This window comes from Streptomyces speibonae, assembly GCF_984686075.1.
In genome coordinates this window covers 8,128,624-8,149,560 of record NZ_OZ480260.1, presented here as the reverse complement: position 1 = coordinate 8,149,560, position 20,937 = coordinate 8,128,624, and the positions used below count along the sequence as shown (strand labels likewise).

General features: G+C 73.1%; 19 protein-coding genes. 11 read left to right on the top strand and 8 right to left on the bottom strand.

What is annotated here, in order from left to right:
• The first annotated feature begins 74 nt into the window (after positions 1–74).
• The gene (locus AC5L3C_RS36365; protein ID WP_493653388.1) at positions 75–290 is read left to right on the top strand and encodes a hypothetical protein; all 216 of its coding nucleotides are present in this window, start codon (positions 75–77) and stop codon (positions 288–290) included.
• A 53-nt stretch (positions 291–343) separates the two neighbouring features.
• Here the strand turns inward: AC5L3C_RS36365 and AC5L3C_RS36360 are convergent, their stop codons facing one another.
• Positions 344–1,339, bottom strand: a complete 996-nt coding sequence (locus AC5L3C_RS36360) for an aldo/keto reductase (RefSeq protein WP_493653386.1) — start codon at positions 1,337–1,339, stop codon at positions 344–346.
• 126 nt (positions 1,340–1,465) lie between these two features.
• Between AC5L3C_RS36360 and AC5L3C_RS36355 the strand changes: the two genes are divergently transcribed.
• Both AC5L3C_RS36355 and AC5L3C_RS36350 read left to right on the top strand, forming a co-directional pair.
• Complete coding sequence (locus tag AC5L3C_RS36355) at positions 1,466–2,326, top strand: helix-turn-helix transcriptional regulator (protein ID WP_493653385.1); 861 nt, start codon at positions 1,466–1,468, stop codon at positions 2,324–2,326.
• 56 nt (positions 2,327–2,382) lie between these two features.
• Positions 2,383–3,699 (top strand): tetratricopeptide repeat protein, encoded by a 1,317-nt coding sequence (locus AC5L3C_RS36350; protein WP_493653384.1) that lies wholly within the window; start codon positions 2,383–2,385, stop codon positions 3,697–3,699.
• A gap of 34 nt (positions 3,700–3,733) precedes the next feature.
• Here the strand turns inward: AC5L3C_RS36350 and AC5L3C_RS36345 are convergent, their stop codons facing one another.
• Complete coding sequence (locus AC5L3C_RS36345; protein ID WP_493653383.1) at positions 3,734–4,330, bottom strand: DUF998 domain-containing protein; 597 nt, start codon at positions 4,328–4,330, stop codon at positions 3,734–3,736.
• Between the two features lie 177 nt (positions 4,331–4,507).
• Here AC5L3C_RS36345 and AC5L3C_RS36340 point away from each other — a divergent pair, with 177 nt between their 5' ends.
• Both AC5L3C_RS36340 and AC5L3C_RS36335 read left to right on the top strand, forming a co-directional pair.
• On the top strand, positions 4,508–5,338 hold the full coding sequence (locus AC5L3C_RS36340; RefSeq protein ID WP_493653382.1) for an alpha/beta fold hydrolase: 831 nt from the start codon (positions 4,508–4,510) through the stop codon (positions 5,336–5,338).
• A gap of 117 nt (positions 5,339–5,455) precedes the next feature.
• The gene (locus AC5L3C_RS36335) at positions 5,456–6,154 is read left to right on the top strand and encodes a GntR family transcriptional regulator (RefSeq protein WP_493653380.1); all 699 of its coding nucleotides are present in this window, start codon (positions 5,456–5,458) and stop codon (positions 6,152–6,154) included.
• Here the strand turns inward: AC5L3C_RS36335 and AC5L3C_RS36330 are convergent.
• From AC5L3C_RS36330 to AC5L3C_RS36305, 6 genes are all read right to left on the bottom strand, one after another.
• Complete coding sequence (locus AC5L3C_RS36330; RefSeq protein ID WP_493653379.1) at positions 6,144–7,145, bottom strand: proline racemase family protein; 1,002 nt, start codon at positions 7,143–7,145, stop codon at positions 6,144–6,146. The two genes, AC5L3C_RS36335 and AC5L3C_RS36330, sit on opposite strands and share 11 nt — an antisense overlap.
• Before the next feature lie 2 nt (positions 7,146–7,147).
• Positions 7,148–8,044: a dihydrodipicolinate synthase family protein gene (locus tag AC5L3C_RS36325; protein ID WP_493653378.1), complete on the bottom strand. Its 897-nt coding sequence runs from the start codon at positions 8,042–8,044 to the stop codon at positions 7,148–7,150.
• A 46-nt stretch (positions 8,045–8,090) separates the two neighbouring features.
• Entirely contained in the window at positions 8,091–9,506 is a 1,416-nt protein-coding gene (locus tag AC5L3C_RS36320; RefSeq protein ID WP_493653376.1) for an FAD-dependent oxidoreductase, read from the bottom strand.
• Positions 9,499–9,753 carry a (2Fe-2S)-binding protein gene (locus tag AC5L3C_RS36315; RefSeq protein WP_493653374.1) on the bottom strand — a complete coding sequence of 85 codons (255 nt, stop codon included), beginning with the start codon at positions 9,751–9,753 and terminating at the stop codon, positions 9,499–9,501. Before AC5L3C_RS36315 ends, AC5L3C_RS36320 begins: the two co-directional genes overlap by 8 nt.
• Positions 9,750–10,910: an NAD(P)/FAD-dependent oxidoreductase gene (locus AC5L3C_RS36310; protein WP_493654183.1), complete on the bottom strand. Its 1,161-nt coding sequence runs from the start codon at positions 10,908–10,910 to the stop codon at positions 9,750–9,752. Before AC5L3C_RS36310 ends, AC5L3C_RS36315 begins: the two co-directional genes overlap by 4 nt.
• A gap of 97 nt (positions 10,911–11,007) precedes the next feature.
• Positions 11,008–12,351, bottom strand: a complete 1,344-nt coding sequence (locus AC5L3C_RS36305) for a multicopper oxidase domain-containing protein (RefSeq protein ID WP_493653373.1) — start codon at positions 12,349–12,351, stop codon at positions 11,008–11,010.
• 324 nt (positions 12,352–12,675) lie between these two features.
• On the opposite strand from AC5L3C_RS36305, the gene AC5L3C_RS36300 reads away from it, so the two are divergent.
• From AC5L3C_RS36300 to AC5L3C_RS36275, 6 genes are all read left to right on the top strand, one after another.
• Positions 12,676–16,374, top strand: coding sequence for a nitrate reductase subunit alpha (locus AC5L3C_RS36300; protein WP_493653371.1), 3,699 nt, complete (start codon positions 12,676–12,678; stop codon positions 16,372–16,374).
• A 1-nt stretch (position 16,375) separates the two neighbouring features.
• On the top strand, positions 16,376–17,944 hold the full coding sequence (gene narH / locus AC5L3C_RS36295) for a nitrate reductase subunit beta (protein ID WP_493653369.1): 1,569 nt from the start codon (positions 16,376–16,378) through the stop codon (positions 17,942–17,944).
• Positions 17,941–18,690: a nitrate reductase molybdenum cofactor assembly chaperone gene (gene narJ, locus AC5L3C_RS36290; RefSeq protein ID WP_493653367.1), complete on the top strand. Its 750-nt coding sequence runs from the start codon at positions 17,941–17,943 to the stop codon at positions 18,688–18,690. The genes narH and narJ overlap by 4 nt, the downstream gene beginning before the upstream one ends.
• Positions 18,687–19,424: a respiratory nitrate reductase subunit gamma gene (gene narI / locus AC5L3C_RS36285; RefSeq protein WP_493653366.1), complete on the top strand. Its 738-nt coding sequence runs from the start codon at positions 18,687–18,689 to the stop codon at positions 19,422–19,424. Before narJ ends, narI begins: the two co-directional genes overlap by 4 nt.
• On the top strand, positions 19,421–20,023 hold the full coding sequence (locus AC5L3C_RS36280; protein WP_493653365.1) for a vitamin K epoxide reductase family protein: 603 nt from the start codon (positions 19,421–19,423) through the stop codon (positions 20,021–20,023). Before narI ends, AC5L3C_RS36280 begins: the two co-directional genes overlap by 4 nt.
• 72 nt (positions 20,024–20,095) lie before the next feature.
• The gene (locus AC5L3C_RS36275) at positions 20,096–20,914 is read left to right on the top strand and encodes an SDR family NAD(P)-dependent oxidoreductase (protein ID WP_493653364.1); all 819 of its coding nucleotides are present in this window, start codon (positions 20,096–20,098) and stop codon (positions 20,912–20,914) included.
• Positions 20,915–20,937 lie beyond the last annotated feature (23 nt).

The following is a 20,937-nucleotide window of genomic DNA, read 5'->3' as shown; positions in this document are numbered from 1 at the left end:
TCGGGACGTCGTGGCCGGGCCTGCTCGCCATGCTGGGTCGGGCAGGCAGCTTTCCGAGCGACGAGGAGTACGGCATGGCCACGGACCCGGTCGGACGATTCCTGACGGCGTTGGACCCGGATCACCGCGAGGCCGTCGGTTCCCGGCCGCGCGAGGAACAGGAGCGTCTCGCGGCCGCCTGGGAGCGCGAGCTGGACACCGACGACGAGCTCGACTCCCTCGACGAGCTGTCCCCCGCGGCGGCCGAGGCCGAGGCGGCCCGCCGCGTCCTCGGACGTGAGCAGGAATAGAAGGGGTCAAGGCGTGGGGCCGTCCGGTCGGACGGCCCCACGCGGCTGCTGGCTCAGTTGCCCACGCCGAGGTTGGCCATGAAGGCGGCCGGGTAGCGGTCGCCTCGCGCCGCGCCGGGCGGCACCGCCTTCTCGATCTCGGCCAGGTCGTCGGCGGTCAGCGTCAGGTCGAGCGCGGGCAGCGCCTCGGCCAGCCGCTCGCGGGTGCGGGCACCCACCAGGGGCACGATGTCCTCCCCCTGCGCCGCCACCCACGCGATGACCAGCTGCGCCACGGTGCACCCCTTCGCCTCGGCGACCCGCCGCAGCGCCTCCACGAGGGCGAGGTTGTGCTCCACGTTGCCGTCCGCGAACCGGGGACTGGCCCCGCGGTGGTCACCGGGACGGCCCGCGCGGTCGGCGGACCAGTGCCCGGAGATCAGGCCGCGGCCCAGGACGCCGTACGCCGTCAGGCCGATGCCGAGCTCCCGCAGCGTCGGCAGGACCTCCGCCTCGACCGCGCGGGAGATCAGCGAGTACTCGATCTGCAGGTCGGCGACGGGGTGCACGGCGTGCGCCCGGCGGACGGTAGCCGCGTCGACCTCCGAGAGGCCGAGGTGCCGTACGTACCCGGCGTCGATCAGCTCCTTGATCGCCCCCACGGTCTCCTCGATGGGCACCGCCGGGTCCAGCCGCGCGGGGCGGTAGATGTCGATGTGGTCGGTGCCCAGCCGGGTCAGTGAGTAGGCGAGGAAGTTCTTCACCGCCGCCGGCCGGCCGTCGTGCCCGCCCGGGACGGGACGGGGCCCGCTGAGCATGCCGAACTTGACGCTCAGCCGGTAGCTGTCCCGGTCCCGGCCGCGCAGCGCCTCGGCGAGCAGGAGCTCGTTGTGGCCCATGCCGTAGAAGTCGGCCGTGTCGATCAGTGTGACGCCCGCGTCCAGGGCGGCGTGCACAGTGGCGATGCTCTCCGTGCGGTCGGCCGCGCCGTAGGCGCCGGACATGCTCATCCCGCCCAGGCCCAGCGCGGAGACGGCCGGACCGGTGCTGCCCAGAGTGCGTGTCTGCATGGTGTGCTCCTTTGTCGTCGTACTGCCACCCACCCTGGGCCGGTGGCGCGGGCGGCGGGAGCGGAGCGTTCATCATGGGAGAGCCGCTCCCTGGATCGGCGCCGCGCCGCGAGGGAGCATGGGGGCATGGAACGTGAGCAGCTCGCCGACTTCCTGCGCCGCCGCCGCGAGGCGATCCGTCCCGCCGAGGTCGGCATCACCGACGGCCCCCGGCGCCGCACCAGCGGACTGCGCCGGGAAGAGGTGGCGATGCTCGCCGGCATGTCGGTCGACTACGTGGTCCGCCTGGAGCAGGGCCGCAGCAGTCAGCCCTCGGCCCAGCTGCTCGCCGCGCTGGCCCGCGCGCTGCGCCTCTCGGACGACGAGCGCACCCACCTGTTCCATCTGGCCGGTCACCGGCCCCCGCCCGCCGACGGTGTGGCCCGCCTCGCCCGGGCCGGTCTGGTGCGCATGCTCGACCTGCTCGGCGACACCCCGGCGGTGGTGATGTCCGACCTGGGCGAGGTCCTCGCGCAGAACCGCGCGTCCTTGCTGCTCATGGGGGATCACACCCGCTTCTCGGGTGACCGCCGGTACATCGTCCACCGCTGGTTCACCGAACCGGCGGCCCGCGCCGTCTGCCCGGAAGGGGAGCGGGAGCACTACGCCCGGGCGCTCGTCGCCGACCTGCGGGCGGCAGCCGGGCGCCGGACGGGCGACCCGGAGGTCGCCGGTCTGGTCGAGCGGCTGCAGGCCGCGAGCGCCGACTTCCGCCGGCTCTGGACCGAGCACGAGGTGGCGGTGCGCCGCGCGGACCGCAAGACCGTGCTGCATCCGCGGGTGGGCCCGCTGCTGATGGACTGCGAGACCCTGGTCACCCCCGACCAGGGGCAGCAGCTGCTGGTGCTCACCCCGGCGGACGCCGAGACCCGCGAGCGGCTGGAGTTGCTCCGGGTGCTCGGCAGCGAGGAGTTCCCCCTGGGCGCGGCGGGCACGCCCGGCCCCTGAGGCGCCGCCGGTAAAGCGGTTGATCGCGCCGGTGGGAGGCGGGGAGGATGCCGCCCATGTTCTCGCGCGGAAAGCCCCGTCCCGCCTCTGCGGATCTGGCCCAGGCATGGGAGTGCCTCGACGCCGACGACGTCCCGGGCGCCCTGCGCCGACTGCGGCAGGCCGACGCGGCGCCCCTGGCCGAGGTGGCCCTCGTGGTCGGACGGGCCGCCGGGATGTCCGGGTTCGACGACCTTCGTGCGGCGGCCGCCGAGCTGGCCGCGCACCCCGATCGGGCCCGCGCGCTGTACGACTACGGGTACGCGTGTGTGGAACGCGGCGTGCCGCATCTGGCGGTCCCCGCCCTGCGCGAGGCGCTGCGCCTGTCGCAGGGCTCGCCCGCGGTGCTGCGGGAACTGGTCTCGGCGTACGAGGACGAGGGCCGGCACCGTGAGGCCGCCGATGTGCTGCTGGCACACGAGGACGGTCTCACCGACTGGCCCGACCGCTATCTGCTGGTGTACAACGCCGTCCTCGCGGGTGACCTGGGGACGGCCCGGCGTCATCACGCGCTGCTGCCCGATCCGGACGACGCCGCCTGGCTGGGTGCGCGGGACCGGCAGAACCTCGTCCTCGCGCGCGCGGCGAGCGCAGGCGAGGCCGGCCCGCTGGACCGCGCGGACCTGCGGGGCTGGCAGTACGTGATGGGCGGCACCGTGCTCGGCACGCTGTCCCCGTACGGGTACGACGCCGGGATGGCCGGCCGGTACGCCTGGACCCAGGACACCCACGACCGGTGTCTGCTGGGTCTGCTGCGGCTGCGGTCGGTGCTGGACGCTGCCGGGGTCCGGCCGCGCTCGGTGTCGCTGCTGCCCGACCGCGGCAGCCGGATCCTGGGACTCGCCGCCGCCGAGGTGCTGGATCTCCCGGCGGAACCCTTCGAGGCCGCACGGCGGGACACCGTGGTCGTCGCCTACGACCTCGGCACGACCGCCGACGACCCGCAGGGCCCGCGGACACTGGAGCAGCTCCGGGACCGGGTGCCGGGACAGGTACTGCACGAGCACGCCAGTTGCTGGACCGATCCGCCCGGTGTCGCGGCGGACAGCGTCACGCTGCTGCACCAGTCGGCCGTGGCCCCGTGGGAGGCGGGCCTGCGGCAGGGCGCCGACGGGGGTGTGGAGCCGGGGGAGCCCGACGAGCGGCCGGCGGAACGGATCGCCGCGGAGATCGCGGGCGCCGACCCGGCGCCGGACGAGGGCGACGGAGGGACGCCCGCGGATCCGGTCGAGCGGCTCACGGACTTCGTGTCGGCGGTACGCGGCACGTGGCTGCGCGGCGACCGGGCCGGCCTGCGGTCCCCGGGCCCGGTGGCCAGTTCCCGGTTCCTCTGAGGGGCCCCGTCGGCGGACGGCCCGTCCGGCCGGGTCAGGGACGCATGGCCGGTGTGCGGCGGCGGACGCACGAGGTGACGACCACGAAGGGCCAGAGGGACTGAAAGGCCGTCACCACGCGTTCGGCGACGCCGGCCGCCCCATGACGGTGCATCTCGACCAGGAACCAGAGCGCGCCCGCGACCATCACCGCCGTCGCCGCGAAGGAGGGCACGGGCCGCAGGGCCCACGGGGCGGCGCCGTCGCCGCGGGCGGCGAGCAGCGGCCACAGGGCCAGGAGGGCGAAGCCTGCCGCGGCGACCGAACCGTGGCGCAGGGAGCCTCCGCTGCTCGGTGCCGGGACCATCGCCACCACCAGGGCCGCCACTCCCCCGCCGGCCAGCGCAAGACGCCCGGCGGCCGCCGCTGCCCGTAATCCCCAGGCGGTGAGCAGGTGACAGACGCCCAGAGCGAACAGCGCCCCGGTCATCACCCACGATCCCGATGCCCCGTAGGCCGCCAGCACGCTGATCGTCTGTGCGGCGGGGTCGTAGCCGGGCCCCTCCAGCGACGCCGCGATCACCCAGCCCGCGATGAGCAGCACGGGCGCACACCCGGACGAGATCAGGAGCCATCGGGGCACGAGCACCATCGGACGATCATAAATCGCATGATTCGCCCGCACCCTTCGCATACGTCCACAAGCAGGACATATCAGAAGATGAGCCTCTGGATACCGACGCGTATGGTGATGTCCGTGCGTTCAGGCACGGCTCGCGAGCCGCGGGCGTGACAGAGCCTTCAGCCCTCCGAGCGGAAGGATTTGCCCATGGGCACCGTCACCACTTCCGACGGCACGACCATCTTCTACAAGGACTGGGGTCCGCGGGACGCCCGGCCGATCGTCTTCCACCACGGCTGGCCGCTCAGTGCCGACGACTGGGACAGCCAGATGTTGTTCTTCCTCGCCCAGGGATACCGGGTGATCGCCCACGACCGGCGCGGCCACGGCCGCTCCAGCCAGTCCCCGGCCGGCCATGAGATGGACACCTACGCCGCCGACGTCACGGCGCTGACGGACGCGCTCGATCTGCGGGACGCCATCCACATCGGACACTCCACGGGCGGTGGGGAGGTCACCCGCTACGTGGCGCGGGCCAAGCCCGGCCGGGTCGCGAAGGCCGTGCTCGTGGGCGCGGTTCCGCCGGTCATGGTCAAGTCGGAGAGCAACCCGGGCGGGCTGCCGGTCGAGGTCTTCGACGAGCTCCGGGCGTCCCTCGCCGCCAACCGCGCGCAGTTCTACATCGAGCTGCCGTCGGGCCCGTTCTACGGTTTCAACCGGCCCGGCGCGGAGGTGTCCCAGGGGCTGATCGACAACTGGTGGCGGCAGGGGATGATGGGGGCGGCCAACGCGCACTACGAGTGCATCAAGGCCTTTTCCGAGACCGACTTCACCGAGGACCTCAAGAAGATCGACGTCCCGGTGCTCGTGGCGCACGGAACCGACGACCAGATCGTGCCGTACGAGGACTCGGCGCCGCTGTCGGCGGACCTGCTGAAGCAGGCCACCCTCACGACGTACGAGGGATATCCGCACGGCATGCTGTCCACGCATCCGGATGTCCTCAACCGGGACATCCTGGAGTTCGTGAAGTCGTAGTTCCCCTGCGGCAGTCGGGCCCCTTCCACGGAGGGGGCCCTGCAACCGCCGGGCCGTCCGGGACAACGTGACATTGTATAGTTGCGGATCATCGGCCGGGCGGACGAAGGAGCGGGGATGCCTCATCTCACGCCGCGGATGATCCCCGTCCAGACCCCGCTGCGCGACCAGGTGGCCGACGCCCTCAGGGCCGCCCTGATCGCCGGCGAGCTCCGTCCGGGCGTCGTCTACTCCGCGCCCACCCTGGCGGCGGAACTCGGCGTCTCCGCCACCCCGGTGCGCGAGGCGATGCTGGACCTGGCCAGGGAGGGCCTGGTCGAGGCGGTGCGCAACAAGGGGTTCCGGGTCACGGAGATGACCGAGCAGGACCTCGACGAGTTCACCGAGATCCGTACCCTGATCGAGGTTCCCACAGTGGGGCGCGTGGCCGCGACGGCGTCCGCCGAGCAGTTGGAGCTGCTGCGCCCGCTGGCCCGGCGGATCGTCACGGCGGCGCAGGAGCACGACGTGCTCACGTACCTCGAAGCCGACCACCACTTCCATCTCGAGCTGCTCGCCCTGGCCGGAAACCATCATCTCGTCAAGGTGGTGTCCGACCTGCGCAAACGTTCGCGCCTGTTCGGGCTGCACAGTCTCAACGAGACGGGCCGGCTGGTGGCGTCCGCCCAGGAGCACGTCGACCTGCTGGACCTGATGGTGGCCGGCCGGACCGGTGAGGCCGAGGAGTGCATGCGCCGCCATCTCGCGCATGTGCGCACCCTGTGGGCCGACGGCCGGGCGGACGCCGAGGGGCAGGAACCGGCCCTCAGAGGGTGAAGCCCGCCGGGTAGGGGTCCGACGGGTCGAGCAGGTACTGCGCGGTGCCGGTGATCCAGGCGCGGCCGGTGACGGAGGGCAGGACGGCGGGGCGGCCCCCGACCGTCGTCCCGCCGAGGATGCGGCCGGTGAACCGGGAGCCGATGAACGACTCGTTGACGAAGTCCTGACCGGCCGGCAGCAGCCCGCGGGCGTGCAGCTGCGCCATCCGGGCGCTGGTGCCGGTGCCGCAGGGCGACCGGTCGAACCAGCCCGGGTGGATCGCCATGGCGTGCCGTGAGTGCCGCGCGGTCGAGCCGGGGGCCTCGAGGTAGACGTGGTGGCACACGTCGATGTCCGGGTGCTCGGGGTGGGAGACCGGATTCTGCTTGTTGATCGCGTCCATGACGGCCAGTCCGGCGTCGAGCAGCCGCTGCTTCTGTGCCCGGTCGAACGGGATGCCGAGGTCCTCGGTCCGCACGAAGGCGTAGAAGTTGCCGCCGTAGGCGATGTCGTAGCGCACCGATCCGTATCCCGGTACGTCGACGACCTGGTCGAGCGCGTGGCAGTACGACGCCACGTTCTCGAGGGTCACCGACTCGGCACGGCCGTCGCGCACCCGCACCCGGGCCGTGACCGGTCCCGCCGGGGTGTCGAGCCGTACCAGGGTCTCCGGCTCGGTCACCTCGACCATGGCCGTCTCGACGAGGACCGTCGCCACGCCGATCGTCCCGTGTCCGCACATCGGCAGGCAGCCGGAGACCTCGATGAACAGCACGCCGTAGTCGGTGTCCGGGCGGGTCGGGGGCTGGAGGATCGCCCCGGACATCGACGCGTGGCCGCGCGGCTCGCACATGAGCAGCGTGCGCAGGTGGTCGCGTTCCGCGATGAAGCGCTGCCGCTTCTCGGACATCGTCGCGCCGGGCAGGACGCCCACTCCCCCGGTGATCACCCGGGTGGGCATGCCCTCGGTGTGCGAATCGACGGCGTGGTAGCAGACGGTCGAGCGCATCGTCAGTTCACCCCGGCGTCGATGAGGGCCTGGGTGGCGGCGCGCACGACGGCCTCCGTCTCCGGGCCGAGCGGCCGGCGCGGCGGGCGGCAGGGGCCACCGCGGCGGCCGGTCATCTCCTGGCCGAGCTTGATGGCCTGGACGAACTCCGTCCTGCTGTCCCACCGCAGCACCGGGTGCAGTTGGCGGTAGAGCGGCAGCGCCGTCTTCAGGTCACCGGCGACGGACGCCTCGTAGAGGGCGACACAGGCGCGGGGGAAGACCTGCGGGTAGCCTGCGACCCAGCCCTTCGCGCCGGCGACGGCGGACTCCAGCACGGTGTCGTCGGTGCCGATCATGAGGTCGAGGCCGGGTGCCAGCTCGGCGATCTCGTAGCAGCGCCGCACATCGCCGGAGAACTCCTTGACGCCGACGACGAACCCTTCGGCGTGCAGCTTGGCCAGCAGGTCCGGGCGCAGGTCCACCTTGGTGTCGATGGGGTTGTTGTACGCGGTGACGGGCAGGCCGGCCGAGGCCACCCGCTCGAAGTGCTCGAGGACCGCACGGTCGTCGGCGCGGTAGGTGTTGGGCGGCAGGCACATGACGGCGTGACAGCCCGCGTCCTTGGCGAACCGGGCGTGCCGCCGGGCCTCTTCGGCGCCGTAGGCCCCGACACCGGGCATGACGGTGAACCCTTCGGGGGCGTGCGCGACGGCGGTCTCGACGACACGGTCACGCTCCTCGTACGTCAGGGTCTGGTACTCGCCCAGGGACCCGTTCGGCGCGACACCGTGCATGCCCTGCTCGGCGAGCCACGCGACGCTCTCGCCGTAGGCGTCGAAGTCGATGGTGAGATCGTCGTGGAACGGCAGGCTGGTCGCGACGATGACGCCGTGCCAGGGCTTGCTGGTCCCGCTCATGAACACTCCTTGTCCGTGCTGCGTCAATGACCGTCGGCGGTGGTGGTCAGGGGTCGATGTCGGCGAGCGCGCCGAGGGTGACGGGCGTCGCGACGAGCCGCTCGGCCGGCTCGTAGGCCCGCCGGGCCGCCGTGAGGCAGTGCACGGCCGGTCCGCACATCCGGCCCTGGCACCAGCCCATGCCGGCCCGGGTCAGCTGTTTGACCTGCCGGTGGTCGGGGGCCGCGTCCTCGGCGCAGGCGGTCCGGATCGCCCTCGCGGTCACCTCCTCGCAGCGGCACACGACGGTCTCGTCGGTCAGCCACGCGGGCCAGGCCGCGGGGAGCGGGTGGACCCGGGCCAGCGCCCGGGCGAAGGCACGGTGCCGGGCCACGGCGGAGCGCAGCGCGGCGAGGCGCCGCCTGCCCGGTACGGGTGCGGCGCCGGAGTCGGCGAGGACCGACGCGGCGGCCAAGCGGCCCTCGTTCGCCGCGAGCGCCGCTCCGCCCACTCCGCACGTCTCCCCGGCGGCGTACACACCGGGGACGGTGGTGCGCTGCCCCCGGTCGACCGCGACGACCGCGTTGCCGTCCGCCGAGCCCGTGAGGGCGCAGCCGAGGGGCACGAGCAGGTCGAGCTGCGGTGCGAAACCCCAGCCGACACCGACGGTGTCGACCTCGAGGTGCCGTTCCGTGCCCGGCCGCGGGCCGCCGTCCGGACGCAGCGAGGAGATCCGGACCGAGGTGACCCGGCCGTCTCCCCGGGCCTCGGTGATCGCCGTGCGCGGGTGGAACGGGACGCGACGGCGGGCGAGGGCGGTGGCGTACCCGGCCGCCTCGGCCCAGGTGCGGGGGGTGCGCAGCAGCGGGCCGGGGTGGCGCAGCCACGCCGACGGGCGGGCCGCCTCGCACATGGCGACCACCTTCGCCCCACGCGCCGCAAGGGCGGCGGCCACCGGCAGCAGGAACGGGCCGGTGCCGCCCAGCGCCACACGGCTGCCGGCCGTGACGCCGCCTCCCTTGAGCAGCGCCTGGAGACCGCCGACGGAGAGCACACCGGGCAGGTCCCATCCGGGGAAGGGCAGGTGCCGGTCGTAGGCCCCGGTCGCCACGAGGAGCCGCGGCGCGCGCAGGACCCCGGCGGTCTCCCGGGGCGCCTGCCGGCGGTCGGCCGCGTGGACCGCGAACCCGTCGCCTTCGCGGACGGCGGACCATACGTGGTGCTCCAGGAGCAGTTCGAGCCGGCCCGCCGCCCGGCCCGCCGTCAGCGCCTCGTTCAGGGCGCGGTACTCGCGCAGGCGGTGGTGCAGGTCGTCGGTCGGAAGGGCGGCCCGCGCGCGCTCCGGCGGATGGCGCCAGTACTGGCCGCCGACGGCGGTGCCGGAGTCCACCAGGACGACCCGCAGCCCGCCGGCCAGGGCCGTGGCCGTCGCGGCCAGGCCGGCCGGGCCCGCGCCCACGACCAGGAGGTCCGGCTCACCCATCGTCGTCCTCCCCGGTGGTGACGGTCATCCCCGCGCGTGCCGGGACGAGGCAGGCGCGCTGCCCGGCGGCCCCGTCGACGGTCAGGAGGCAGTCGAAGCAGACGCCGATCCCGCAGAAGACGCCGCGCGGGCGGCGGCCGGAACGCGTGGTACGCCAGGCCACCCGGCCCGCTGCCACGAGGGCCGCGGCGACGCTCTGGCCCTCGGTGAACGGCACGGGCTCACCGTCGACGACGATCTCGCTCACGGCGGGGCACCTCCGGGGGTGAGGAAGCGGTCGGGGAGCAGCCCGGTGTGCACGGCCGGATCGGCGCCGCGCCAGGGGCGGCCGAGCAGATGGGCCGTCACGAGCGCGCCGGTCGCGGGGGCGAGCCCGATGCCCGCTCCCTCGTGGCCGCAGGCGTGGACGACCCCCGGGACCCGGGGGTCGGGGCCGACGACGGGCAGATGGTCCGGGCAGTACGGCCGGAAGCCCCGGTAGGCGCGGATCAGGTGGACGCCGCGCAGGAACGGGAACAGCCGGCACGCCTGTGCCGCGAGCCGGGTGACCACGGCGGTGTTCATCGTCGTGTCGAAGCCGACGCGTTCGCGGCTGGCGCCGTTGAGGATGGTGCCGCCGCGTGTCCCCTCGACGACGCAGGAGGTCTCCAGTCCCGCCGCGGAGGAGGCGACGCCCGCGACGTAGTCGGCCGAGTAGACCTTGTGCCGGACCATCGGCGGCAGCGGCTCGGTCACGAGGACGAAGCCGCGCCGTGGCAGCACCTCGACGGGCGCGCCGAGCCGCCTGCCGACGTCCCCGCCCCAGGTTCCGGCGGCGTTGACGACGGCGTCGGCGGGCAGGACGTCGCCGGTGGCCGTGCGCACGCCGGTGATCCGGCCCGCGCGGCCGGTCACCGCCCCGACGGCCTCGCCCGTGTGCAGGCGCGCGCCGCGTCGTAGCGCGGCCCGCAGCAGCGCGGCCGCCGCCAGCACCGGCTGCACCTGGGCGTCCTCCGGATAGTGGACACCGCCCGGGATGCCGGGGGCGAGGTGGGGTTCGATGTCCCGGACCCGGCCGACCGGTTCGACGCGGACACCGGCCGCTTCCTGGCGTGCGGCGAACGCGCGGAGTGCCGCGAGGTCCTCGGCGGTGTTCGCGACGACCAGGCCGCCCTTGTGTTCGAGCTCGAAGGTGTCCGGTCCGAGTTCCCGGCCGGCCTCGTCCCACAGGGTGCGGCTCAGCCGTGCCAGGGCGAGTTCGGGGCCGGGTTCCTTGTCGGAGAGGAGCACGTTGCCTTCGCCGCGGCTCGTCGTGCCGGCGCCTACGGGGCCGCGGTCGACGACCGTGACGTCCAGGCCCGCGGAGGCCGCGTGGAAGGCACATGCGGCCCCGACGACGCCCGCGCCCACGACGACGACCTTCAGGGCCACCGACCCCCTCAGTGCAATGTCACATGACATCACCCAGGCTATCCGTCCGGCCGGTCGGCGACAACGCCGCGTGCGGTGACGTTCCGAGGACTCAGCCGGTCACGTCCACCACGCCGCGCGCTCCGGACTCGGCACGGCGCATGTCGTGGTCGACGAACGCGTAGTGGCCGGCCTCCGGGAACGTCGTCTCGACGAAACCGCCCTGCGCCACCGCGAGATCGAGGACCTGTGCGCCACCCGGGCCGTCCGGTGTCAGCAGGCGGGCGCCCTCCTTGTAGACGGTGTCGAAGACCGTGCCCACGATGTGGAAGGAGACACCGTCGCCCGGTCCGGCGGCGACCACCCAGAACCGGGCCCGTTCGCCGGCCTTCAGCTTCAGGGGACGCTCCGTGTACTGGTGCGCCACTCCGTTGAACGCCCAGGCGTCCGGGGTGTTCTGGCGCATCTTCTCCACCTGGGCCTCGCTGCCGGGCGTGCCGAGGTAGAGCTGAGAGGCGACCAGGAGGTACTCGTGGTCGACCTCGGGCAGATCCGGTGGGTCGATGACGACCGCGCCGTACATGCCGTTGCCGATGTGCTGGAGCATGGGCGGTGTGCTGCAGTGGTACAGCCAGGCCCCGGCCCGCTCGGCGCGGAAGCGGTACACCAGGCGTTCGCCCGGCTCGATGGTGCGCATGGGGCGGTCGGGGGCGAGGGATCCGGCGTGGAAGTCGATGCCGTGTCCCATGTCCGGGTCGTCGTTGACGAGGGTGATCTCGAAGACGTCGCCGACCTTGCCGCGCAGCGTGGGTCCGGGTGCGGTGCCGCCGAAGGTCCACCTCTGCTGCTTCACACCGGGAGCGACCTCCACCGTCTCGCGCACGGCGCGCAGTTCGGCCTTGTGGACGGTGCCGGCGGGAGCGGGGGCCAGACGGGCGTCACGGGCCCGCCAGCCGGCGGTGAAACCGGCGGAGGGGGCCGGGTCGCCGTCGGCCGTGGCGTGTCCGTCGTGCATGCCGTGGCCGGTGGCCGGATCGTCCGTCACGACGATCTCCATCGACATCCCCGCCGCCCGGTGGCCCGGCAGGGTGCACCATGCGTCGCGGCTCCGGGTGACCGGGCCGAGGTCGAGGACGCGGGTCTCTCCTTCGGAGAGCACCGGTGTGGCGGGGCCGTCCTCCACCTTGAGATCGTGGCGCCGGGCATCGGTGTTGGTGACCTTCAGGCGCACCGTGGTGCCCGCCGCGACCTCGATCCGCGCAGGGCTGATGCGCATGTCGGCCAGGGCCACGGCGACGGTGCGGGTGGCGCCGGTGCCCGCGCCGGTCCCGCCCCCGGTGTCACCGCCGCTGTTGGCGACGAGGACGGCCAGCACGGTCACGACGACGCCCATGACCGTGCCCCACAGGGCGGGACGCCGTGACACCCCGGCTGCCTCGTCGGAGGTACCGCTCACGCCGCCCCCCGCCGGCGGGCGGCCCCCTCAGGGCGGCAGCGGTGGCGTCGGCCTCGGGTGTGGTGATCGGCATGGTCGTGCACGGGTACCTCCGGTCGCTCGCGGACAGCATCCGCCGGTGGCGGGGGCCGGTGCGACGGCCGTTGGTCCTCCGCAGCGGGGCCGACAGTCCCTGGCGAGCGCCCCCTGTGTGGCCGCGCCGGGGAGGCGACCCCGCCGGGACCATTGGCCCCGGTGCCCGCGGCCGAATGGGGCCGGAAGGTCGCGTGATGGGGACCGCCGGCCCCGGGTTCCCGCAGGTCGCGCCGCCTAGCGTTCGTGACCATGGAGAACGATCAGAAAGCACCGCGTCGGGCGCCGTCCGACGGCTCCGGCTGGCCGCTGGCCGCGCGCAGACTGCTGAACCGCCGTGAGGTGTCGTCGGACGGGCGTGCGGTGTTCGGTGGGGGCGACCCGAAGTGGGAGGGGTTCTACCGGGACCGCTGGTCGCACGACAAGGTGGTGCGCTCCACCCACGGTGTGAACTGCACCGGTTCGTGCTCCTGGATGGTGTACGTCAAGGACGGCCTCATCACCTGGGAGCACCAGGCCACCGACTATCCGTCGATCGGCACCGACTGCCCCGAGTACGAGCCGCGCGGCTGCCCGCGCGGTGCGTCGTTCTCCTGGTACACGTACTCACCGAGCCGGGTCCGCCACCCCTATGTGCGGGGCGAGCTGCTGAAGCTGTGGCGCGAGGCGCGGGGGCGGCTGGGCGACCCCGTGGCGGCCTGGGCGGAGATCACCGGTGACCCGGCCCGGGCCCGCGCCTACAAGCGGGCGCGGGGCAAGGGCGGCCTGGTGCGCGCCGACTGGGACGAGGTCGCCGAGCTGATCGCGGCCGCCCATGTGCACACCGTCAAGCGCTACGGTCCGGACCGTGTGGTGGGCTTCTCGCCGATCCCGGCGATGTCGATGGCCTCGTTCGCGGCCGGCTCCCGCTTCCTGTCGCTGATCGGCGGCACGCTGCTGTCGTTCTACGACTGGTACGCCGACCTGCCGGTCGCCTCGCCGCAGGTCTTCGGCGACCAGACGGACGTGCCGGAGGCCGCGGACTGGTGGAACGCGGGCTATCTGATCATGTGGGGCTCCAACATCCCCGTGACCCGCACGCCCGACGCGCACTTCCTGACCGAGACCCGCTACAACGGCACCAAGGTCGTCGCGGTCAGCCCGGACTACGCCGACAACGTCAAGCACGCCGACGAGTGGCTGTCCCCGCACCCGGGGACCGACGGCGCGCTGGCCATGGCGATGGGGCATGTCATCCTGCGCGAGTTCCTGGTGGACCGGGAGGTGCCCTACTTCCGGGACTATCTACGGAAGTTCACCGACGCCCCGTTCCTGATCACGCTGCGCGAGCACGCGGAGGGCGGTCTGGTCCCGGACGGCTTCCTGACCGCGGCGGACCTCGGGCACGAGGAGGAGCACGCCGATTCCAAGACGGTCCTGCTGGACTCGGCCACGGGCGAGCCGGTCGTGCCGAACGGCTCGCTCGGCTTCCGCTGGGCGCGGGAGCAGGGCCGCTGGAACCTCGACACCGCCGGTGTGACACCCGAACTGAGCCTTCTGGCACGGGCCGGGGAGACGGCCGAGGTCCTGCTGCCCCGCTTCGACGAGGGCCCCACCGAGGGCGGTACGACGATGGTGCGGGGGGTGCCGGTGCTCCGCGTCGGCGGGCGCCGGGTCACCACGGTGTTCGACCTGATGCTGGCGCAGTACGGCGTCGGCCGGCCGGGACTGCCCGGCCGGTGGCCGTCCTCGTACGACGACGCCGAAGAGCCGTGCACCCCGGCCTGGCAGGAGACGGTCACCTCGGTCCCCGCGGAGCAGGCGGCCCGGATCGCGCGGGAGTTCGCCCGCAACGCGGAGCGCACCAAGGGCCGTTCCATGATCGCGCTGGGGGCCGGCACCAACCACTGGTTCCACTCCGACACCATCTACCGGGCGTTCCTGGCGCTGACCACCATGACCGGCTGCCAGGGCGTCAACGGCGGCGGCTGGGCGCACTACGTGGGCCAGGAAAAGGTACGCCCCCTCACCGGCTTCCAGCATCTCGCCTTCGCGTTCGACTGGCAGCGGCCCACCCGGCACATGGCCGGCACCTCCTACTGGTATCTCAACTCCGACCAGTGGCGCTACGAGGCCTTCGGGGCGGACGAGCTGGCCTCCCCGCTGGGCAAGGGCGCGCTCAAGGGCAGGACGTTCGCCGACTGTCTGGCGCAGGCCGTGCGGCTGGGCTGGACGCCCGGGCACCCCGGCTTCGACCGCAACCCCCTCGATCTGGCGGACGAGGCCGCGGCGCGGGGCCGCCCGGTGGCCGATCACATCGTGGACGAACTGAAGGCGGGCCGGCTGCGGTTCGCCGCCGAGGACCCCGACGCGCCGGAGAACTTCCCGCGGGTGCTGACGGTGTGGCGGGCGAACCTGCTGGGTTCCTCCGGCAAGGGCAACGAGTACTTCCTGCGGCACCTGCTGGGCGCGGACGCGGCCGTCCGCTCCGGTGAGACGCCGCCCGAGGGACGTCCGCGGGAGGTGGTCTGGCGGGAGGAGGCGCCCGAGGGCAAGCTCGACCTGCTGGTCTCCATGGACTTCCGGATGACCTCCACCGGTCTGCTCTCCGACGTGGTCCTGCCGGCCGCGACCTGGTACGAGAAGGACGACCTGTCCAGCACGGACATGCACCCCTTCGTGCACGCCTTCACCCCGGCCATCGCCCCGCCCTGGCAGGCCCGCACCGACTACGACACCTTCCTCGCCATCGCCGACCGGTTCAGCGAGCTGGCCGCCGAGCACCTGGGGACGCGTACCGACGTCCTGCCGGTTCCCCTGCTGCACGACACCCCCGACGAACTCGCCCAGCCCGGCGGGGTGGTCCGGGACTGGAAGACCGGCGAGTGCGAGCCGGTCCCCGGCAGGACCATGCCGAAACTCGTGGCGATCGAGCGCGACTACGCGGCCGTGGCGCAGAAGATGCGGGCCGTGGGACCGCTGCTGGACACCCTCGGCACCACCACCAAGGGCGTCACCGTCCGTCCCGACCGGGAGATCGAGGACCTGCGGCGCCGCTGCGGAACGGTCCGCGACGGCGCCGGCGCCGGCCGGCCGTCGCTGGCCACCGCGTCCGACATGTGCGAGGCGATCCTCGCCCTGTCCGGCACCACCAACGGCCGCCTGGCCACCGAGGGATTCCGCGAACTCGAGCGGCAGACCGGCAGCACGGGTCTGGTGGAGCTCGCCGCCGAACGCGAGGCCGAGCGGATCACCTTCGCCGACACCCGCACCCAGCCCCGTTCGGTGATGACCTCCTACGAGTGGTCGGGTTCGGAGACGGGCGGGCGCCGCTACTCGCCGTTCGTCATCAACACCGAGCACCTCAAACCGTGGCACACCCTCACCGGGCGGCAGCACTTCTTCGTCCAGCACGACTGGACCACCGAGCTGGGCGAGCAGCTGCCCGTCTACCGGCCGCCGTTGAACGCGCCGCGCCACTACGGCGACGAGCGGCTGCACGAACAGGACCGCGCCGAGGTCACGGTCCGCTATCTGACCCCGCACTCGAAGTGGTCCATCCACTCCAACTACCAGGACAACAAGTACATGCTCGACCTGTCCCGCGGCGGCCCGGTCATCTGGATGTCACGGGAGGACGCCGAGAAGATCGGCGTCGAGGACAACGAGTGGATCGAGGCGTACAACCGCAACGGCGTCGTCGCCTGCCGGGCCGTGGTCACCCACCGGATGCCCGAGGGGACCGTGTACATGTACCACGCCCAGGACCGCACGGTGAACGTGCCGAAGACCGAGGTCGGCGGCAAGCGCGGCGGCATGCACAACTCGCTGACCCGCCTGCTGCTCAAGCCCACCCACCTCGCGGGCGGCTACGCGCAGTTCACCTACGGCTTCAACTACTACGGCCCGACCGGCAACCAGCGTGACGAAGTCACCGTCATCCGGCGCCGCAGCCGGCAAGTGGAGTACTGACATGCCCCGTGGAGAAGCCACTGTCGGACGCGTCATGGCCCAGATCGCCATGGTGATGAACCTCGACAAGTGCATCGGCTGCCACACCTGCTCGGTCACCTGCAAGCAGACGTGGACCAACCGCACCGGAGTCGAGTACGCCTGGTTCAACAACGTCGAGACGAAACCCGGCGTCGGCTACCCCCGCCGCTACGAGGACCAGGAGCAGTGGAAGGGCGGCTGGATGCTCGACCGGCGCGGGCGTCTGGTCCTGCGCTCCGGAGGCCGGGTCAGGCGGCTGCTGTCGCTGTTCTCCAACCCGGACCTGCCGTCCCTCGAGGACTACTACGAGCCGGTCACCTACGACTACGACAACCTCGTCAGCGCCCCCGCCGGGCCCGACATGCCCGTCGCACGGCCCCGTTCGGTGCTCACCGGCAAACCCGCCGACATCACGTGGGGCGCCAACTGGGAGGACGGCCTCGGCGGGGCCCCCGAGAACGCGGGCGGCGACCCCAACCTCAGCGGCGCCTGGGCGGAGAAGGTGAAGTTCGAGTTCGAGCAGACCTTCCTCTTCCACCTGCCCCGCCTGTGCGAGCACTGCCTCAACCCGGCCTGTGTGTCGGCCTGTCCGTCCGGCGCCATGTACAAGCGCGTCGAGGACGGCATCGTCCTGGTCGACCAGGACAAGTGCCGCGGCTGGCGGATGTGCGTGACGGCGTGCCCGTACAAGAAGGTGTACGTCAACCACGCCACCGGCAAGGCCGAGAAGTGCACCTTCTGCTTCCCGCGCATCGAGGCCGGTCAGCCCACCGTCTGCTCCGAGACCTGCGTCGGCCGGCTGCGCTACCTCGGTCTGCTGCTCTACGACGCCGACCGGGTCGGTGAGGCCGCGGCCACGCCCGACGAGCAGGACCTGCTGGACGCCCAGCGCGGCGTCTTCCTCGACCCCTTCGATCCCGACGTCGTCGCGGCCGCGCGGGAGTCGGGCATTCCCGAGGACTGGCTGGACGCGGCCCGCCGCTCCCCGGTGTACGCGCTGGTGGCGAAGTACAAGGTGGCGCTGCCGCTGCATCCCGAGTACCGCACGCTGCCGATGGTCTGGTACGTGCCGCCGCTCTCCCCCGTCCTCGACGCCGTCGACGCGGCCGGCGGCAACCAGGACGACCCGGACCACGTGTTCGCCGCCGTCACCCGGCTGCGCATTCCCCTGGAGTATCTGGCGGAGCTGTTCACCGCCGGGGACACCGACGTCGTCGGCGGGGTCCTGATGAAGCTGACGGCGCTGCGCTCGTACATGCGCGGCATCACCCTCGGCGAGGAGGGCGACGAGGCCGTCGTCAAGGCGGTCGGGCTCACCGCGCGGGAGGCGGAGGACCTGCACCGGCTGCTGGCCGTCGCCAAGTACGAGGACCGGTACGTCGTGCCCGCCGCGCACAAGGAGGACGCGGCGGCGCTGACCGCCATGGAGAACCGCTGCCCCGTCGAGTCCTCCGGCGACCCGGCGCCCTCCGACGGCCGCCGCGTGATGCTCGGCATCCCCACCCTGCGCCGCCGCTCCCCCGAGACCCCCGCAGGAGGCCGGCCGTGACCCCGTTGAAGACCCTGCTCCGTCCCTCCACCCGCCGCCGTGCCGCACCGCCGACTCCCGAGGAGAGCGAGCAGCGGGCCCTGCTGCTGCGGCTGTGCTCACTCCTGCTGCAGTACCCAGACCACGAACTCGTCGCCGCCAGGGAGGTGTTGACGGCCGGTGTCGCGGCGCTGCCGCACTCGCCCGCCGCCGGGCAGCTGGCGGCCTTCACCGACTGGTTCGCCGGCCAGGAGGCGGACGCGCTGGAGCGGCACTACGTCGAGACCTTCGATCTGCGCCGCCGCAGCAGCCTCTACCTCACCTACTACCTGCACGGCGACACCCGTCGCCGGGGCATGGCCCTGCTCACTCTGGCGCAGCGGTACCGTGCGGCCGGCTGGGACACCGACGGCGGCGAACTGCCCGACCATCTCCCGGTCGTGCTGGAGTTCGCCGCGCTGGCGGGCCCCGGCAAGGGGGAGGCCCCCCTGCGGCAGCACCGGCGCGGCCTGGAACTGATCCACCGCGCGCTGGACGACTCCGGCTCGCCCTACCGCCACGTCCTGGCCGCGCTGCTCAGCCTGCTGCCGCCGGCCACCGAGGCCGACCTGCGGGCGGTGGCCGAACTCGCCGCTCAGGGGCCGCCCACCGAGGACGTGGGCCTCGATCCCTACGGTGAGGGCGCGTTCGCCCCGCCCGGCACCTTCACCCCTCCCCCGCCGGCACCGACCACCCGCATTCCGTCCCCCGAGGAAGGCCGCGCATGAACGCCTCGACAGCCGACCTGCTGCTGTGGGTCGCCGTTCCGTACGTCTGCCTCGCGGTGTTCGCCGTCGGCCATGTGTGGCGGTACCGGCAGGACCAGTTCGGCTGGACCTCCCGCACCAGCCAGCTCCTCGAACACCGCTGGCTGCGCTGGGGCAGCCCGCTGTTCCACCTCGGCGCGTTCATGGTGATCGCCGGGCATGTGGTGGGGCTCGCCGTGCCGAGTTCGTGGACCGAGGCGGTGGGGATCGGTGAGCACACGTACCACACCACCGCGGTCTGGGCGGGGTCGGTGGCGGGCGTCGCCATGGTGGCGGGCCTCGGCATGCTGTGCGCCCGCCGTCTGCTGACCCGCCGGATCCGGCTCCGTACCGACCGCAGCGACAAGCTGCTCTTCCCGCTGCTGTCGGCCACAGTCGTCCTCGGCATCACCGCGACCGCCGCCCACAACGTCTTCGGCGCCGGCTACGACTACCGCTCCACCGTCTCCGTGTGGTTCCGCGGCCTGTTCGTCCTGCAGCCCCGGCCCGAGGCCGTCGCGGAGGCGCCGCTGCTGTTCCAGCTGCACGCCCTCAGCGCCTGCCTGCTCTTCGCGGCCTGGCCGTTCACCCGGCTGGTGCACGTGTGGAGCGCGCCGATCGGTTATCTGGTCCGGCCGTACCTGGTCTACCGGCGGCGCACCGCCCCGACGGCGGGGCGCGCCGGGGCGGCCTCCGCGGCCCGGCGGGCCTCGTGAGCCACGCACCGGTGGCCGCGCGGGGTGCGGACCGGCGCACCGGATGGCTGCTGCTCCTGACCGGGACGGTGGGCTGGTACGCCTCCTTCCGGCTCGCCGTGGACGACCGGCGGCTGCTCAGCGACCCCGACTACCGGCCGTCCTGCGACATCAGCCCCGTCGTCAGCTGCGGCGACGTGATGTCGAGCGCTCAGGGCAGCCTGTTCGGCTTCCCCAACATGCTGCTCGGACTGGCGGGTTTCGCCGCGGTGGCGACGCTGGGCGTCGCCGTGCTGGGCGGGGCGCGCCTGCCCCGGCGGCTGTGGCTCGCGCTGAACGCCGGGGCGCTGGCGGGCGTGGTGTTCGTGCACTGGCTGATCGGCCAGTCGCTCTACGAGCTGAACACGCTCTGCCCGTACTGCGCGCTCGTCTGGGCCGTCACCATCGCGCTGTTCTGGTACGTGAGCCTGTACTGCGCGGGGCGGGGGTTCCTCCCCGTGCCCCGCGGTGTGCTGACGGTGGTCGAGGACACCCACTGGATGCTGCTCACCGCCTGGTACGGGGTGATCGCGCTGCTGGTCCTGACCCGCTTCTGGACGTACTGGAGCGGTCTGCTCTGACGGCCCGCGCCCGGCGGACGGCGTGCCGGATACGGTTCAACTCCCAGGTGCTTCCCGACCGACGGAGAAACCGTGCACAGCACTGCCCTGATCACCGGCGCGTCGTCCGGCCTCGGCGCGGAGTTCGCCGCGCAGCTGGCGGCCCGCGGACACGATGTGGTCCTTCTGGCGCGTTCCGAGGCCCGGCTCGCCGCCCTCGCCGAACGCCTGACCGCCGAGCACAGGATCAACGCCCATGTGCTCGTGCAGGACCTGGCCGAGCCGGACGCGGCCCGTCGCGTCGCCGAACGGCTCAACGACCTCGGCCTGACCGTCGGCTTACTGGTCAACAACGCGGGTTTCGGTACCTGCGGCCGCTTCGAGGAGATCTCCGCGGCCCGGGACCACGACCAGGTGATGGTCAATGTCGTCGCGCTCGTGGACCTCACCCACGCGCTGCTGCCCGGCATGCTGGAGCGCGGCCGGGGTTCCGTCGTCAACGTCGCCTCCAACGCGGCCTTCGCACCCGCGCCGTACTTCGCCGTGTACGGGGCGAGCAAGGCCTTCGTGCTGAACTTCGGCCTCGCCCTGCGCCAGGAGTACCGCCGGCGCGGCATCCGCGTGCTCACGGTGTGCCCGGGCCCGGTCGAGACCGCCTTCTTCGACACCATCGGCACCCGCCGGGCGGCCGTCACCGGCGCCATGACCACTCCGGAGCGCGTCGTACGCGCCACGCTGCGCGCGCTGGAGCGCGACCGCGGCTACCTCGCCCCCGGCCTCGACAACGCCCTTCTCGCCCATCTGACGCCCCGGCGGCCCCGCACCCTGGTCACCGCCATCGCCGAACGGATCAGCCGCAAGGTCCTGGCCGACCCGGCCACCGGCTCGACGCGGCCGGACACCGGCGCATGAGCCCTGCGCCCGAGCCGTCCCCG